Source organism: Kitasatospora sp. NPDC052896, from assembly GCF_044547075.1.
Classification (GTDB): Bacteria; Actinomycetota; Actinomycetes; order Streptomycetales; family Streptomycetaceae; genus Kitasatospora.
This window is the reverse complement of sequence record NZ_JBITZU010000023.1, coordinates 1-15,735: the sequence shown is the minus strand read 5'-3', so window position 1 is coordinate 15,735 and position 15,735 is coordinate 1. Positions and strand designations below refer to the sequence as shown.

Here is a 15,735-nt window from a genome sequence, read left to right as displayed (position 1 = left end):
CCCGGGGGTTCGACTCAGGGCGCGTCGGCGGGGTCCGCGACGCTGACCGGGACGTCCGGGTGCCGGAACCAGGAGCCCTGTACGGCCCACTGGACGAGCATCAGCACCACCCCGACCAGCAGTGAGGCGATGCCGATCACCGACACCCCGCCGGTGCGCCCGATCAGCGGCAGGGCGATCGAGGTGGCGCCGTAGCCGGGCTGGGCGTAGACGTCGAAGGCGGCGTAGCAGAAGAAGTAGAGCAACAGCAGCCCACCGAGCGCCGGAAACAGACCCTTGAACACGAAGTCCCGCACGCCGCGGGTCAGCACCCGGCGGTAGTACCAGGCACAGGCGAAGCCGGTCAGGCCGTAGTAGAAGGCGATTCCCAGGCCGACCGAGGCGATCGAGTCGGTGAGCACGTTGTCGCTGATCACGGTGAGCAGCACGTAGAACGCGATCGAGACCAGGCCCATCCCGAGGGTGGACCAGGTCGGGGTGCGGAAACGGTGGTGCACCCTGGCGAACTGCCCCGGGATGGCCCGGTGGGCGGCCATCGACAGGGTGGTCCGGGCGGTCGGCAGGATGGTGGTCTGGGTCGAGGCGGCCGAGGAGGTCAGCACCATCAGGATCAGCAGCTTGGTCAGCAGCCAACCCGGGCCGCTGCCGCCGAACACCGCGCGGCCGAGCCCGGAGAGCACGTCCCCCGAGTTGGCGGTGTTGGCCAGGCCGATGCCCTGGTGGCCGATGCCGGCGAAGGCCTGCGCCGAGGTGGCCACCAGACCGTAGATCAGCAACAGCAGCACGGTGGAGATGACCGCGGCCCGGCCCGGGGTGCGCGCGCTGTCGGCGGTCTCCTCGTTGACCGACACCGCGGTGTCCCAGCCCCAGTAGATGAAGACCGCCGCCAGGATGCCGGAGGTCAGCGCGCTGGACGAGGCCACCGCGAAGGGGTTGAACCAGGACGCGCTGATGTGGATCGCGGTCGCCGGCGGGTTCCTGCCGTACGTGCGGACCAGCGCGGTGACCGAGAGCAGCACCAGCATCGCGACCTCGACGGCGAGCAGCCGGCGTTGCAGCGCGGCGGAGATCTCGATGCCGACGTAGCAGATCACCGTCATCACGATGATCCACAGCACACCGGCCACGGTGGTCCACAGCTGGTTGCCGGCCAGGGAGTCCAGGCCGATCAGCCGGAACCCGTAGATCCCGGCGATCTGGGCCAGGTTGGCCATCACGATGACGTCGGCGACCACGATGCCCCAGCCGCCCATCCAACCGGTCCGCGGGCCGAAGGCCCGGGCCGCCCAGGTGAAGGTGGTGCCGCAGTCCGGGTCGGCCGCGTTGAGTTCCTTGTAGGCGTAGGCGATCAGCAGCATCGGGACGAAGGCCAGGACGGTGATGATCGGGGCCTGCAGGCCGACCCCGAGCACGATCACCCCCAGCGTCGCGGCCAGGCTGTAGGCCGGGGCGGTGGAGGCGATCCCGATCGCGACCGAGGAGACCAGGCCGAGCGCGCCGCCCTTGAGCCCCTTCTCGCCCGCCCCGGATCCGGCGGCGGGCGGTGCGTCCGGGGGTGCTGGGCTGCCGGCGGAGATGGACACTGCCCGACCTCTTCCCAACCCGGGGACAGGACCGCTCCATCGTCCCACGCGGTCGCCGGGCCCCGCCACGCGACGGGATCCGGCGGGCGGTCAGCCCAGCCGCTGGGCCGGCCGCGACTCGACCGGCAGCGGCCCCGACTCGGGGCCCTCCCGCAGCACCGCCAGGTAGTCGGCGCGGGCGACCGGCTCGGCGCCGAGGCTGCGGATGTGCGGGCCGTCCCACTGGGCGTCCAGCAGCCGCCCGCCGGCCTCGGCGAACCGGGCGGCGAGGTCGGCGATCGCCACCCGCGAGGCGCCCGGGCGGCGGTGGAACATCGAGTCCAGGCTCAGTACCGGGCCCACCCGCAGGCCGAACGCGCCGCCGACCAACTCCCCGTCCTCCCAGACCTCGACGCTGTGCGCCCAGCCCCGCTCGTGCAGCCGGTCGAGGCTCGCGCGCAGTTCACCGGTGAGCCAGCACGGCTCCCGGCCGGCCGCGCAGGCGTCGACCACCCGGGAGAACGCCCGGTCCAGGCTGGTCGACCAGTCCAGTTGGTGGCGCAGCCGGCGGGCCAGCCGGCGGCCGAGCCGGGCCCGGTCCAGCGCGATCACCGGTCGCGGATCCGGTGACCACCAGGGCACCTGGTAGGCCACCTCGCCCTCCCCGAGCACCGCGATGGCGCCGGTGGCGACCTCGTCCTCGTAGCGGGCCTCGTTGAGGAAGCCGGCGTACTCGTCGGGCGCGGGCATCGGGAAGAGCCCGTGCCGGTAGGCCGCGAGCAGGCTGTCGGGGCCGAGGTCGGCGCAGAACGCGACCGGTCCGTCGCCCGGCGCACCGGCCGGCTCCAGCGCTGACCAGTCGCCGAGCGTCAGCACGACAGCTCCGCGGGCACGCCGGCCGGCGCCGGGATCCAGCCGGCGGCGAGCATCCGGTCCAGGTAGTGGTCGATCAACTCGTCGTCCACCGGCGGCAGTTCGATCCCGCTGTCGCGGAGCGCCAATTCCGCCTTGGCGGAGTCGAATTCCGGGAAGGTGGGCCGGAAGTACAGCTCGCTGATGGACAGTTCGGTACCCGGGCAGCGGTCGACGAAGAGCGGCACGAACGGGGTCAACGGGTGGGTCGGGTGGGCGGCCGCGAACCGCACCAGCTCGCTCACCCAGTCCTGGTACGGGATCTCCTCGATCGGGTAGCCGCGGACCCGCAACCGCTCGGCGAGCACGTCGAGCAGCACCGGCCGCGGGTTGGCCAGGTGGTAGACGTCGCCGCCGGCGGGCGCGTGGGCGGCCAGGTGGGCGAGCGCCTGACTGAACCGGTCGGCCGGCACGAAGTCCAGCGGCAGCCGCACCTGCGGGCAACTTCCGGTGTCCGCAAGGTACTTGACCAGTGCGCAGAGTTCGGTGGCGGTGTTCATGGTGCCGGTGACCAGGTCGCCGGTGACGTCGTTGGTCCGCACGATGGTGACCGGCAGCCCGGCCTCGGCGGCCCGGTGCAGCAGCGACTCGGCCACCCACTTGCTCTCCACGTAGCCGACCGCGAGGTGCTGCGCGTGGTCGAGCGGCGTCTCCTCGGTGACCGCGGGCACGCCGGCCGCGCCGAAGCCGGCCAGCACCGCCAGGGTGGAGACGTAGTGCACCGGGATGCCCCGGGAGCGTCCGGCCAGCCGGATCACCTCACGGGTGGCGCCGACGTTGGCCTCCCGCAGCTGGTGGTACGGGTAGAGGAAGTTGACCTGTCCGCCGAGGTGGTGGATACCGTCCAGGGAGTCCGCCAGCTGGTCGAAGCGCTGCTCGTCCAGGCCGAGCAGCGGCGCGGTGAGGTCGCCGACCAGCGGCACCACCCGGTCGGAGGTCAGGTCGCGGTGGAGGAACCGCTGGTGCGCGGCGCGCAGCCGCTCCCGGGCGTGCCGCTCGTCGTCCGCGCGGACCAGGCAGTGGATCCGGGCATCGGTCCCGGTCAGCAGGGTGTCCAGCAGGTGCGCGCCGCAGAACCCGGTGGCGCCGGTGAGCAGCAGCTCGGCCGGCCGCTCCCGACGCGGTCGGGGCAGGGCCGAGGTGCGGATCGGGACGTCGGCCAGGGTGACTTCGGCGGCCAGGTCCACGCTGCGCCCCGCACCGGCCGAACCCGCGCGGGCGGCCTCGATCGCCGCGGTGAACGCGCCGATGCCGGCGTCGCGCAGCAGCGCGCGGGTCAGCGCGCGGATCCCGGTCACCTCGATGCCGAACATGCTCCGGGCCCGGGCCAGCATCTCCATCAGCAGCAGCGAGTTGCCGCCCAGCGCGAAGAAGTCGTCGTCCTGCCGGACCTCCTCGACACCGAGCACCTCGGACCAGAGCCGGGCCACCGCGGTCCGCGCGACGGCCGCCCGCCCGGCCGAACCGTCCACCGGCCCGGCGTCCACCGGCACGGCCCGGCGTTCGGCCAGCGGCTCGACGTGCGGCAGCCGGTGGCGGTCGATCTTGCCGGCCGGGGTCAGCGGCATCCGGTCGAGCAGCACGAACCGGGCCGGGACCATGAACTCCGGTAGCCGGGCGGCGAGATGGCGTCGCAACTCGGCCCGGACCGCGCCGACCTCGACGGTCTCGCCGTCGGCCACCGTGCAGTAGGCCGTCAACACCCGTGCGCCGTCGCCGGGCCGACCGTTCGCGCCGACCTCGCCGGTCTCCTCCAGGCGGACCCGCACCTGCAGGACGGCCGGGTGGCTCGCCAGCACCGACTCGATCTCGACCGGGTCCACCCGGAAGCCGCGCACCTTGACCTGGTCGTCGAAGCGGCCGAGCAGCTCCAGGTTGCCGTCCGGCCGCAGCCGCCCGGCGTCCCCGGTGCGGTACATCCGCTCACCGGGGACGTCCGCGAACGGGTCGGGCAGGAAGCACTCGGCGGTGAGACCCAGCCGCTGCCAGTAGCCGTGGGCCAGGCCCGGGCCGCCGAGGTGGATCTCGCCCCGCTCGCCGGGCGGCACCGGGCGCAGGTCGGCGTCCAGCAGGTACAGCCGGACGCCCGGCAGCGGCCGGCCGATCGGGACCGGCGCGGACGGCACGGTGTCCAGCAGTTCCGCGGTCAGCTCGCACAGGGTGGAGGTGACCGCCGCCTCGGTCAGCCCGTAGGCGTTGACCAGCCGGGTGCCGGGCAGCCGGCGCAGCGAGCGGCGGCAGTCCTCCGCGGGCACGGTGTCGCCGCCGACTATCAGCAGGCGCAGCCCGGGCAGGCCCGGGCCGTGCTCCGGGAGCAGGGTGAGCAGCTGGTGCCAGTAGGCCGGGGTCAGGTCGGCCACGGTCACACCGAGTCGGGGCAGCCGCTCCAACGCCTCGCTGGGCGCCCAGGCGGGGCTGCCGCCGAGGACCAGGGTGGCGCCGCTGAGCAGGGTCGCGAAGATCTGCTCCAGCGAGGTGTCGAAGCCCAGCGCGGCGAGCTGGAGGACCCGGTCGGCCGGGGAGAGCTCGTAGGCCTCGGTGACCCGGGCGAGCGTGAACAGCAGTGAACCGTGGGTCACCAGCACCCCCTTGGGGGTGCCGGTGGTGCCGGAGGTGTAGATCAGGTAGGCGGGGTCGGACGGCCGGCCGGCGTCCGGCACGGACGCGGCGGACCCGGCGGACACGTCCCGCGGCTCGTCGACCAGCGGTTCGTCGACCAGCAGCACGGCCGGACCGTCGGTGAAGCGCGGCCCGTGCTCGCGGTCGGTGATCAGCAGTTCGGCCCCGCAGTCCACCACCAGCTTGTTCAGTCGCCGGTCCGGGTGGTCGGGATCGAGCGGCAGGAAGGCGGCACCGGCCTTGAGCACCGCGAGCAGCGCGATCACCAGGTCGATCCCGCGCGGCAGACAGATCGGCAGCACCCCGCCCGGTCCGGCGCCCAGCGCGCGCAGCCGCCCGGCCAGCCGGTCGCTGCGCAGATCCAGCTCCCGGTAGTCGATCTCACCGTCTTCGGCGACCACCGCGACGGCCCGCGGATCGCGCGCGACCCGGGCCCGGAACAACTGGTGGATGGTGTCGCCGGTGGCCGCGGCGCCGGCCGGTGACGTCCCCGGCCGGCGTTCCTCGATCTCGGCCAGGCAGTTCCGCCGGGAGTCCGCGGCGTACACACTTCTCCAACCGATGGGAATCGGCAGCCGTCCGGGCCAGATTGCGTACTGTCCGTCGCCGTTGAGCAGCACGGTGTGCCGGCCACCGCTCCTCGCGGTGACACCGATCGGTTCGTCCACGTCTCGACTCTCGTCCAGGGGCGCCCGCACCAGGACACCAGTGATGCGCGGAGTCGGTGAGCCACCCCGCGCCGCTGCGCGGGAGGGGCGGCGAACGGACAGCGGCACCCGGCCCGAGTGCCTCCGAAGCACCAGGCGCGCCGCTGTTTCTCCTGACTATACTCACATCAGATGCCTCCTGGTGGCCGAGTCGGTGACCGAGGCCGAACTCCTATTTCCGACCGGGCATTTCCGGCCGGGAATTCCCGGACACCGCCGACTGCACCACCGATTGCTTTGCACCCGCGACATTCCTCCCGATTCGTACCCCTATCGGTGATTCGGTCATGTCGCGGAGGAGGTAGCGCTCTTGACACGCCGACGACAGCAGCTGATGGCCTGCTATCTGCTCTGGATGGTGGTCTTCACCGGCATCTACTACATGTATCCGGAGCAGCGGATCATCTGGTGGACCGGTGTCGGGCTGGGCGGAGTGGCCGCCATCACGGCCGGCGTCCGGCTCAACCGGCCCGCGCACCCGGCGTCCTGGCTGCTACTGGCGGTGGCGAACCTCAGTTTCACCGGCGGCGAGGTCGTCCAGGTCGTCCAGACCCAGTTCCTGCGGCTGCACAACCCCTTTCCGTCGGTCGCGGACGGCTTCTACTTGGCCGAATATCTTCTGTACGCGGTGGGCGTCTGGGGGTTCATCCGCTGGCGCAGCGCGCACCAGGACCGGGCCAGTCTGATCGACGCGTTGACCCTGACCGTCGGGCTGGGGCTGCTCGCCTGGATCTACCTGATCCTCCCCTATGTCCACACCCCTGACCTGAGCTGGGTGCAGAAGGCGGTCTCGATCGCATATCCGCTCGGCGACATCCTGATCCTGGCCATGTTGCTGCGGTTGCTGGCGCCGGCCGGCGGAAAGAGCCGCGCGATGTTGCTGCTCACCGTCGGCACGATCGGCCTGCTGGTCTCGGACGCCCTCTACGGGCTGATCCAACTGCACGGAAACTGGCGGATCGGCTCTCCGGTGGACCTGGGCTGGGCCGCCTTCTACTGCGCCTGGGGCGCCGCCGCGCTGCACCCCTCGATGGTCGAGCTGACCCGGCCGATCCCGACCCAGCAGACCGACATCACGGCCGGGCGGCTGTCCCTGCTCACGCTGGCCTCGCTGATCGCGCCGGGCATCCTGATCCTGGAGGCGGCGCACGGCATCACCAGCCACGCCGCCGTGATCGGGGCGTTCTCCGCGGTGCTCTTCCTGCTGGTGCTCGCCCGGCTGGCCGGCGTGGTGCTGGTGCACCGCCAGGCGCTGGCCCGCGAACGCGCGCTGCGCGAGGCCGGCGCCGCGCTGACCGCGGCGGTCACCGTCGAGGAGGTGGCGGACGCGGTGCAGGCCGTCGCGGCACGGCTGATGCCCCGCGAGGAAGGCCACCAGGCGCTGCTGGCGGTGAGCGAGCACGGCGTGCTGCGGGTCCGGCGGGCCGGGCGGAGTGCGGACCTCTCCCCCGGGCTCGGGGAGTCCGGCCTGCCGCTCACACCGGCCTCGGCGGCAGAGACCCGGCTGCTGCGCGCCGAGGAGCTCAGCCCCGAGCTCGCCGCCTTCCTGTGCGGGATGCCGACCGCGCTGCTCTGCCCGCTGGCGCTGGACAAGCGGCCGTCCGGCGACCCGCTGATCGGCGCGCTGATCGTCACCGGCACCGAGCAGGAACTCACCTCGCGCTGGGACTCGTTGGAGATCGTCGCGGCGCAGTCGGCACTCGCCGTGGAGCGGGTCATGCTCAGCCAGGAGATCACCAGACGCGACAGCGAGGCCTACTTCCGCACGTTGGTGCAGAACGCCTCCGACGTGATCCTGATCCTGACCGCCGAGGACGGCATCCGGTACGCGAGCTCCTCGGCCGAGCGGGTGCTCGGCCGCGCCGACCTGGCCGGCGCCCGGTTGACCGACCTGGTGCCCACCGAGGACACCCGGACGATCGGCGGCGCGCTGGCCCGGATGCGCTCGCGCGACCACTCCAGCGAGCAGCGCGAGCACTGGCGGCTGCTGCGCCACGACGGCACCCTGATCGAGGCCGAGGTCCGCTGCAACGACCTGCGCGACGACCCGACCGTCGGCGCTCTGGTGCTCACCCTCCGGGACGTCACCGAACAGCGGCAGATGGAACGCGAGTTGACCCACCGGGCGTTCCACGACTCGCTGACCGGCCTGGCCAACCGGGTGCTCTTCCAGGACCGGGTGGGCCACGCGCTGACCCGCAGCCGGCGCGGCGGCACGGTGACCGGGGTGCTCTTCATCGACCTGGACGACTTCAAGGTGGTCAACGACACCCAGGGACACGCGGTGGGTGACGAGTTGCTGGTGGCGGTCTCGCTGCGGCTGTCCACCGCGCTGCGCGCCTCGGACACCGCGGCGCGCCTGGGCGGTGACGAGTTCGCGGTGCTGGTCGAGGACGCGCTGCGGCCGGCCGACGTCGGGGCGATCGCGGACACCGTGCTGGCCGCGCTCAACGAGCCGTTCAAGCTGAGCTCCGGGGCGGTCCGGGTGGCGGCCAGCGTCGGGGTCGCGACCACCGAGGACAGCGAGGACGCGGCCGAACTGCTCACCCACGCCGACCTCGCGCTGTACGCGGCCAAGGCGGCCGGCAAGCGGCAGTGGCGGCACTACCAGCCGGCGCTGCAGGCCGGCCTGATCTCGCGGCACGAGATCAACGAGCGGCTGGACCACGCGCTGGCCCTCGCCGACTCGGCGTTCGAGCTGCGTTACCAGCCGGTGGTCGACCTCGCCACCGGCGACCTGGTGGGGTTCGAGGCGCTGATCCGCTGGCCGCACGACCAGCGCGGCCTGGTACTGCCGGACGAGTTCATCCCGGTGGCCGAGGAGAGCGGGCAGATCGTCCAACTCGGCGCCTGGGTGCTGGAACGGGCCGCCGCGGACACCGCGGACTGGCAGCGGGCCAGCAGTGCCCGGCGCGGGGCCGACCAGCGGCCGCCGCTGCGGGTGAACGTCAACGTGTCGGCCCGGCAGTTCCGCGACGCCGGCTTCGTCGACGTGGTGCGCGAGACCGTCCGCGACTCCGGGCTGGCGCCGGGCTCGCTGGTCCTGGAGCTGACCGAGAGCGTGTTGATGCGCCGCGACGAGCGGGTGCGCGCGGACATGCGGGCGCTGACCGACCTCGGGGTCAGGATCGCCATCGACGACTTCGGTACCGGCTACTCCTCGCTGAGCTACCTGCGCGAGTTCCCGATCTCGATCCTGAAGATCGACAAGTCGTTCATCGACGGCCTGGCGCACTCCCCGCAGCAGTACGCGCTGGTCGAGGGGATCGCCCGGATCGCCGACACGCTCGACGTGCAGGTCGTCGCCGAGGGCATCGAGCACGACACGCAGCGCGACCTCCTGGCCGCGATGGGCTGCCCGCTGGGCCAGGGCTACCTGTTCGCCCGCCCGCTCTCGGTCGAGCAGGCGGGCACCCTGGTGCGCGGCGACGCCGAGCTGGCCGGCCTGCAGAGCCGGCGCGGCCGGCCCGAGCAGGCCCCGGATCTCGTCAAGGCCGTGCTGGCCGGCGCGGGCCGGTCCTCCGGCACGGAGGAACCGGCCCGGTCGGGTGATCAGGACGGACAGATGCCGCGGGTGTAGTCCACGGTCGCGGTGGCCTGGGAGTACTGCCACTCCGGGGTGAGCAGGTGGGCGTCCAGGTCGGCGGCGGCGGTCCGGTCCTCCGTCACGTAGCCGAAGTCCTGCAGCCAGGCCGGGTAGAGGTTCTTGGAGCCGAGGTAGAAGGCGGCGCCGTCAACCGAGACCAACTTGTGGTGCAGCGCGTACGGGTGGCCGTCCGCCCAGGTGTCGCCGGGGGCGGCCCGGAACGAGGCGAGCTGCAGGTTCTGGCACATGGTCGCCTTGGCGGCGGCCGGGTCCTGGCCGGTCACCGCGGCGATCCGGTCCCGCAGCACGTCACTGACCTCGGAGAGCGACTTGATCTGCGAGTAGCCGCCGCTGCCGACCGCGCCGCGGTTGGCCGGGTCGCTGACCACGATCCGCACCTTGACCCCGGCGGCGAGCTTGGCCGCGAGGGTGTCGTAGAGCCGGACGTCGTAGCGGGGCAGCGGCGGGCAGGTGGCGTTGAGGTCCTGCTGGGATATCTCGATGTGGCTGGTGGCGCTGCCCACCAGCGCCCGCAGGGCGCTCTCCTCGGGGTTGACGGTGGCGTAGTCGCGGTCGGCGTTGGTGTGGTCGGGCAGCTTGATCGGGCCGCAGCTGGTGTCCGGCGCGGTGGCCGGGGCCTGCTGGAAGGCGGAGCCGGGGTCGGCGTTCTGGATGCCGACGCCCAGGCCGCCGACGGCGATGACGGGGACGTCGCCGGTGGTGGCGGGGGCCGGGTTGGTGTCCTGTTCCATCGTGGCCAGGCAGCCGGCGCCGTTGGAGGAGGCGAACCAGGCGGCCGAGAACACCCCGGTGTGCTGGCAGGTCCAGCCCCACAGGGTGTCCAGGTAGCGGCCGGCGACGCCGGCCGCCGGACCGGTCAGCGCCAGGTCGGCGTCGGTGACCGGGTGGGTGGTGTCGAGGTAGTCGGCCTTCCAGTCGTTGATGCCGCCGGTGATCACGCTCTGGCCGTCCACCACCAGCAACTTGGCGTGGTTCCAGGAGAACGAGGTCTTGGCGGTGGTCATCGAGGCCACGTTGAGCGTGACCGAACCGGCCGCGTCGCCCAACTTGCCCACCAGCTCGTCGCGGTAGGAGGTGGGCAGGACGTTGATGTTGTAGATCGGCGCGGCGCCGACCAGGATCCGCACCTGGAGCCGGTGACCGTTCGCCACCGCGGACTTGAGCCCGGCGACGATGGCGTCCTCGAACGCGCCGTTGGGCAGCGGGGCGAGCGAGGAGATGTCGACCGTGCGGGTCGCGGCGGCGATGTCGGCGGTCATCTTCGCCAGCAGCGCCTGGCTGCCGGGACGGTTGGCGCAGGTCGGGTCGCCCCAGCAGCCCGGGGTCTGCAGCAGCCAGCCGGACGGGTCGTCGGCCGGGGCGTCCAGGGCGTTGCCGGCGGTGCGCTGCCAGACCGTGCCCTCCAGGCCGGGCGAGACCTGACGCAGCGTCTGCTCGACGGCATCCAGGTGCGGGGTGGCGGAGTCGGCGACCGGGGCGGGGGCCGGCACGGGGGCGGCGGCGAGGGCGGGCGTCGCGGGCAGCACGGCGAGAGCGGCGGTTAGGGCCAGCGCGGATCGTGCGAGACGGCGGGAACGGCGGGTGCTGGACAGCGGCACGTGACGGTCCTTCACGGAGTCATGGACAAGTGTTCACCAATTCGGCACCGCAAAACTACCCGAAGGTAACCTCACGTTGCGTCAGGGCTGCGTTAAGCAGCCGATCGGCGGGGGATCCACCGCCGATCGGCGGGTGCCGCCGGGCAGGCCGGGTCGGTTCGACGGCACCACCGCGACCCCGACCCTCCCTTGACGCGGTCTTGGTCCGGTCTTGGCCCGACGCTCACTTGCGCCACCCCCCGGCAATGCAGTAGTACCTCTGCGAAGGACCCTGCCATGCAAGAGAACTGACGATAAGTCAGCTAATTGGGATACTAGGAGCGCCGGTGGACCCGATCATCGAAGCCCTCCCCGGCGTCCGCGCGACTCCCGAGGAACTGCTCGGGGAGTTCCGCGAGCGGCTGGCCCGGACCGGCTGGGCGGCCGAGGCACCGGACAGCCTGCTGCTGCCGATGGTCACCTCCGACCGGTCGCTGGCCCGCTTCGAGGCCCTGCTGCGAGCGCTGTTCCGGGCGCACCTGAAGGTGCTGCGGGTGGTCCGGGCGGGCGGCGAGGCGACGCCGGCCTCCCAGCGGTACGCCGAACTCGCCGCGCACATCCGGCAGCGCCACCTGGACTGGCCGGTGCTCGGCCCCGACCGCCGCCGACTGCCGGACGAGTGGCTGCTCTCGGAGTCCGCGGCCGACCTGCTGTACGGCCGTCCCGACGTGGTGATCGCCGGGGACGGCCCCAAGGTGGTGGACACCGGTTTCGACACCGCGGTGGCGGGCTTCGAACGGCCCGACGACCTCTGGACGATCACCGCGGGACTGCTCCGCCTGCCGGCCGGCCTCGGTGGCCGACCGCTGGACGGGCTGCGCGACTACTTCGGCGAACTCCCCGGTGCCGACGGCCGGTCGGCGGGCCACCGGTCGGTGCACTGGGTGCTGCGCGACGACCCGAAGGTGCGCGAGAGGTTCGACGCGCTGACCAGCGCGCTCAACGACAACCCGGACGGTGTGCGGCACTTGGCCCACTACCCCGGCGACCGGGTGCCGCCGCTCCCGCCCGGCGCGCCCGGCTACCTGCACCGGGCCTGCTCGATCCACTCGGTCCAGCAGGACCGCGCGCGGTTCGCCGAGCTGTTCTCGGCACTGGCACCCCGGATGGTCGGCTGCACCGTACCGCTGGAGCTCTCCCAACTCTCCTCCGGGCTGTACTCGGCCTGGCTGAGCGACCCGGCCGCCCGGCCCGCCGCGCTCACCGCCGGCGAGCGGCAGGCGGTGCGGCTGCTGCTGCCGTGGAGCCGGCCGGTGACCCTGCTGGATCCCGCTGACCTCACCCAACTGCACAGCCATCGAACCGAGTTCGTGCTGAAGAGGGCGGACGCCCCGCAGTCCGGCGAACTCCGCTTCGGCCGGCACCACTCGGCGGCCGAGTGGGCCGCCCTGCTGGAGGAGGCCAGGGCCGAACCGGTCGGCGGCTCGGCCGGCCCGCCGCCGACCGTCTGGATCGTCCAACAGCGCGTTCACGCAAGGCAGTTCGAGATCACCTCGGCCGCCGGTGGGAGCCCGTCGGGAACGGCGCCGCGCCGGGCCGGGCTCTCCTGCCGCCCGTACCTGATGGGCGGCCGGATCCGCACCATGGAGACCTGGCTGACCCCCGGCGAGCCGGATCCGCCGCGCTCCGCCCACCGCCAGTTCGTCGCCCACTACATCCGCCCCACGCCCACCACCCGTCCGGCTGGGCTGAGCGCATGGACACCCCGGTAGACCGGCCTTCCGGTGCCGCGAGGGACGACCTGGGCCACCCGCTCCGACCGGGCCCGGTACACCGGGTGGTCTCCCTGGTGCCCTCGCTCACCGAGGCGGTGGCCGCCACCGCGCCCGGTCTGCTGCTCGGGGCGACCGACTGGTGCAGCCATCCGGCCGACCTGGCGGTGGTCCGGATCGGCGGCACCAAGAACCCGGACGTCGCCCGGATCATCGGGCTGCGGCCCGACCTGGTGCTCGCCAACGAGGAGGAGAACCGCGCCGCCGACCTGGCGGCCCTGCGCGCGGCCGGGCTGGCGGTCTGGGTGACCGAGGTCCGCTCCCTCGACCAGGCCCTCAGCTCCCTGGACCGCCTGCTCACCGTCGCCTGCGGCCTGCCCCGCCCCGGCTGGCTGGACGCCGCGACGGCGGCCTGGCGGGCCCTTCCCCGGCCAACCGTCGCACCCCGTGCGGTCGTTCCGATCTGGCGGCGCCCGTGGATGGTGCTCGGCCGCGACACCTTCGCCGGCGACCTGCTGCACCGCCTGGGGATCCGCCAGCTCTACGCCGACCACGCGGACCGCTACCCGAAGCTTCCGCTCACCGAACTCCGCGCCGCACTCCCGGACTTGGTGATCCTGCCGGACGAGCCCTACCGCTTCACCCGCACCGACGGCCCGGAGGCCTTCCCCGGTGTCCCGGCCGCCCTGCTCAGCGGCCGCCACCTCACCTGGTACGGCCCGTCCCTGGCCGAGGCCCCCGCGCTGCTGACCGCCCAACTCGCCGCCGCCCGCGCCTGACCACCCCCGCTCCGCTCGCACGCACCCCTCGGCCGGACCACCGGGCCGGCCCCGGACGGGCCCTGCTTCACCCGACCCGTGCCTCCTGGGCCGACCCGATCGAGGCCCACTTCGGACCGCTGCGGCAATTCACCATCGCCAACTCGAACCACCCCGACCACACGGCTCGGACCCGGCCCCGGCACGCCTACCCGCGCCGCACCTAGAGTTGCGAACCCCCTCCGTCGACGGGGAACTCCGCTCCCGTCGTGAAGGTCGCACCGAACGCCAAGTACGCCACCGCGGCGGCCACTTCCTCGGACGCCCCCAGCCGCTGCATCGGGTTCGTGCTCCGGTAGGTGTCCTTCATCATCTCGACGACGTCGGCGGGCAAGGAGCGGTCCAGGACGCCCGTGTCGATCGGCCCGGGGCTCACGGCATTGACGCGCACCTTGCGCGGCAGTAGCTCGCGGGCCAGGGTGCGCGTCATCGACCGCAGGGCCGCCTTGCTCGCCGAGTAGACACTGAGCGCGTCGAGGCCCAGGACGTTCACCACCGACGTGGTGAGGACCACGCCGCTTCCCTCGCGCAACAGCGGCGCCAACGCCTGCACCGTGAAGTACGGGCCCTTGGCGTTGACGCTGAACAGCGTGTCGTACATCTCCTCCGTCGTCGAGTCGAACGGCGCGGACGCAGTGACGCCGGCGTTGACGAACAGCGCGTCCACCGCGCCGAACCGCTCCTGGACCGTGCCGGCCAGCGCCTTGATGTCCGTCATGGACGCGGCGTCGCCGCGAACGGCGATCGCCTTGTCCCCCAACTGCTCCAGCGCGGCGTCCAGGGTGGATCGGGTACGGCCGGTGATCAGTACGTGCGCCCCACCGTCCGCGAACAGCCGGGCCGTAGCCAGGCCGATACCGCTGCTTCCGCCCGTGATCACGATCTTCTTGCCGTCATAAGTGGTCATGCCCCCAAGCCAAATATCCCCCGCGCACCCTGTCCAAGACCTGTTCCGTATGCCGTCATGTCCCAGGCGCATGACGGCGCGCGACGTACCCTGGGCGAATGGACCTCGATCTGCGCCTCGTGCGCTACTTCACGGTCGTGGCGGAGTACGGCAACTTCGGCCGGGCCGCCACCAGGCTCCACCTGGCGCAGCCGTCGCTGAGCCGTCAGATCCAGCGGCTGGAGGCCCAGCTCGGTGTCCGGCTCCTCGACCGCTCGCCGCAGGGCAGCAGCCTCACCGACGCCGGTCAGGCCTTCCTTCCCAGGGCCCGGATACTGCTCCACGAGGCCGAGCAAGCCGCTCGCACGGCCAGAGCCGCCGTCCAGCCCCGCACCATCACCGTCGGCTACGCCGAAGGACTGGTCATCACCGCCTGTGTGCAGGAACTGCGCCGCCGGCACCCTGACGGCCAGGTCCGCACCAGGCACCTCGACTGGCGCGACACGCGCGCCCTCGCCGAGGGGCGGGTCGACGCCCTCGTCGCGTACAGGCCCCTGCCGTTGGCCACGGACGGCTTCCGGGTGACCGAGCTCCATGCGGAGTCGCGGGTACTGGTCACGTCGGCGAGTCATCATCTGGCGCACGAGAAAACCGTCAGCCTGCGGGCCCTTTCGGACCAGGAACTGGTCGCCTGCGTCAGCACTCCGGTCCTCTGGAGCACGCCCAAGCCGGTCGGCGACCGCCCGGCACCACCCCCGCCCGCGATCGACGACAGCTACGAGGACAAGCTGGAACTCATCGCCACCGGCCACTGTGTCGCGATCTTCCCTGCCGGCGATCGACGCGCTGCCGCGCGCGAGGACATCGCCCTGGTGCCCGTCATCGACATCGATCCCTGCGAGGTCGTGCTCGTCACGCGCGCCGACGACCCCAACCCGCTGCTCGGATCGCTGGAAGACGTCGCACGTACACTGCTCGGCACAGCCTCCCGACGGGAGAACGACGAACTGCCGGTCAACTGAACCCGTCGCCTCTGCGAGGTGGTCGGATCGGACGTCAGCGCACGTCCAACCGCCATCACGGTCAACCCGGCGAACCCATGCGGACAGGCCCTAGCCGCAATGCTGGTGACTTTGGCTCGCTTGTCTCGTTGGTTGTGGTGTGGCGAGGGTGGGGCAGATCAAGAAGTCACCTGCGGGTGAGCGGTTGTCGGATCGGATCGCGATCGGGGTGTTGACCCGGGCGTTTCCGCCGGGTCTGGTCGATGAGGTGATC

Annotated in this window: 9 protein-coding genes and 1 pseudogene; 5 read left to right on the top strand and 5 right to left on the bottom strand. The window is 72.5% G+C overall.

Features of this window, described 5'->3' with window-relative positions:
• Positions 1-14 precede the first annotated feature (14 nt).
• The 3 genes from ACIGXM_RS30050 to ACIGXM_RS30040 form a co-directional block, all read right to left on the bottom strand.
• Positions 15-1,583 carry an APC family permease gene (locus ACIGXM_RS30050; protein WP_396566357.1) on the bottom strand — a complete coding sequence of 523 codons (1,569 nt, stop codon included), beginning with the start codon at positions 1,581-1,583 and terminating at the stop codon, positions 15-17.
• Between the two features lie 90 nt (positions 1,584-1,673).
• Positions 1,674-2,438, bottom strand: a complete 765-nt coding sequence (locus tag ACIGXM_RS30045) for a leucyl/phenylalanyl-tRNA--protein transferase (RefSeq protein ID WP_396566356.1) — start codon at positions 2,436-2,438, stop codon at positions 1,674-1,676.
• The gene (locus ACIGXM_RS30040; RefSeq protein WP_396566355.1) at positions 2,432-5,761 is read right to left on the bottom strand and encodes an amino acid adenylation domain-containing protein; all 3,330 of its coding nucleotides are present in this window, start codon (positions 5,759-5,761) and stop codon (positions 2,432-2,434) included. The genes ACIGXM_RS30045 and ACIGXM_RS30040 overlap by 7 nt, the downstream gene beginning before the upstream one ends.
• Before the next feature lie 349 nt (positions 5,762-6,110).
• Between ACIGXM_RS30040 and ACIGXM_RS30035 the strand changes: the two genes are divergently transcribed.
• Positions 6,111-9,380, top strand: a complete 3,270-nt coding sequence (locus ACIGXM_RS30035; protein ID WP_396566353.1) for a putative bifunctional diguanylate cyclase/phosphodiesterase — start codon at positions 6,111-6,113, stop codon at positions 9,378-9,380.
• Here the strand turns inward: ACIGXM_RS30035 and ACIGXM_RS30030 are convergent.
• The gene (locus tag ACIGXM_RS30030; protein WP_396566351.1) at positions 9,353-11,020 is read right to left on the bottom strand and encodes a phospholipase; all 1,668 of its coding nucleotides are present in this window, start codon (positions 11,018-11,020) and stop codon (positions 9,353-9,355) included. The two genes, ACIGXM_RS30035 and ACIGXM_RS30030, sit on opposite strands and share 28 nt — an antisense overlap.
• Positions 11,021-11,331: 311 nt before the next feature.
• Between ACIGXM_RS30030 and ACIGXM_RS30025 the strand changes: the two genes are divergently transcribed.
• The 3 genes and pseudogenes from ACIGXM_RS30025 to ACIGXM_RS30015 all read left to right on the top strand — a co-directional run.
• Complete coding sequence (locus ACIGXM_RS30025) at positions 11,332-12,756, top strand: hypothetical protein (RefSeq protein ID WP_396566349.1); 1,425 nt, start codon at positions 11,332-11,334, stop codon at positions 12,754-12,756.
• Entirely contained in the window at positions 12,741-13,535 is a 795-nt protein-coding gene (locus ACIGXM_RS30020) for a helical backbone metal receptor (protein ID WP_396566347.1), read from the top strand. The genes ACIGXM_RS30025 and ACIGXM_RS30020 overlap by 16 nt, the downstream gene beginning before the upstream one ends.
• A gap of 71 nt (positions 13,536-13,606) precedes the next feature.
• Positions 13,607-13,732: pseudogene (locus ACIGXM_RS30015) on the top strand (IS630 family transposase); the annotation flags it as partial.
• 5 nt (positions 13,733-13,737) lie between these two features.
• Here ACIGXM_RS30015 and ACIGXM_RS30010 read toward each other — a convergent pair.
• Positions 13,738-14,481, bottom strand: a complete 744-nt coding sequence (locus ACIGXM_RS30010; RefSeq protein WP_396566345.1) for an SDR family oxidoreductase — start codon at positions 14,479-14,481, stop codon at positions 13,738-13,740.
• Between the two features lie 98 nt (positions 14,482-14,579).
• Here ACIGXM_RS30010 and ACIGXM_RS30005 point away from each other — a divergent pair, with 98 nt between their 5' ends.
• Positions 14,580-15,482, top strand: a complete 903-nt coding sequence (locus ACIGXM_RS30005; RefSeq protein ID WP_396566343.1) for a LysR family transcriptional regulator — start codon at positions 14,580-14,582, stop codon at positions 15,480-15,482.
• Positions 15,483-15,735 lie beyond the last annotated feature (253 nt).

What these genes read in the sequence shown, in the direction of transcription:
- ACIGXM_RS30010 (WP_396566345.1), bottom strand. Translation starts at nt 14,481, where the DNA reads ATGACCACTTATGACGGCAAGAAGATCGTGATCACGGGCGGAAGCAGC.
- ACIGXM_RS30020 (WP_396566347.1), top strand. Translation starts at nt 12,741, where the DNA reads ATGGACACCCCGGTAGACCGGCCTTCCGGTGCCGCGAGGGACGACCTG.
- ACIGXM_RS30005 (WP_396566343.1), top strand. Translation starts at nt 14,580, where the DNA reads ATGGACCTCGATCTGCGCCTCGTGCGCTACTTCACGGTCGTGGCGGAG.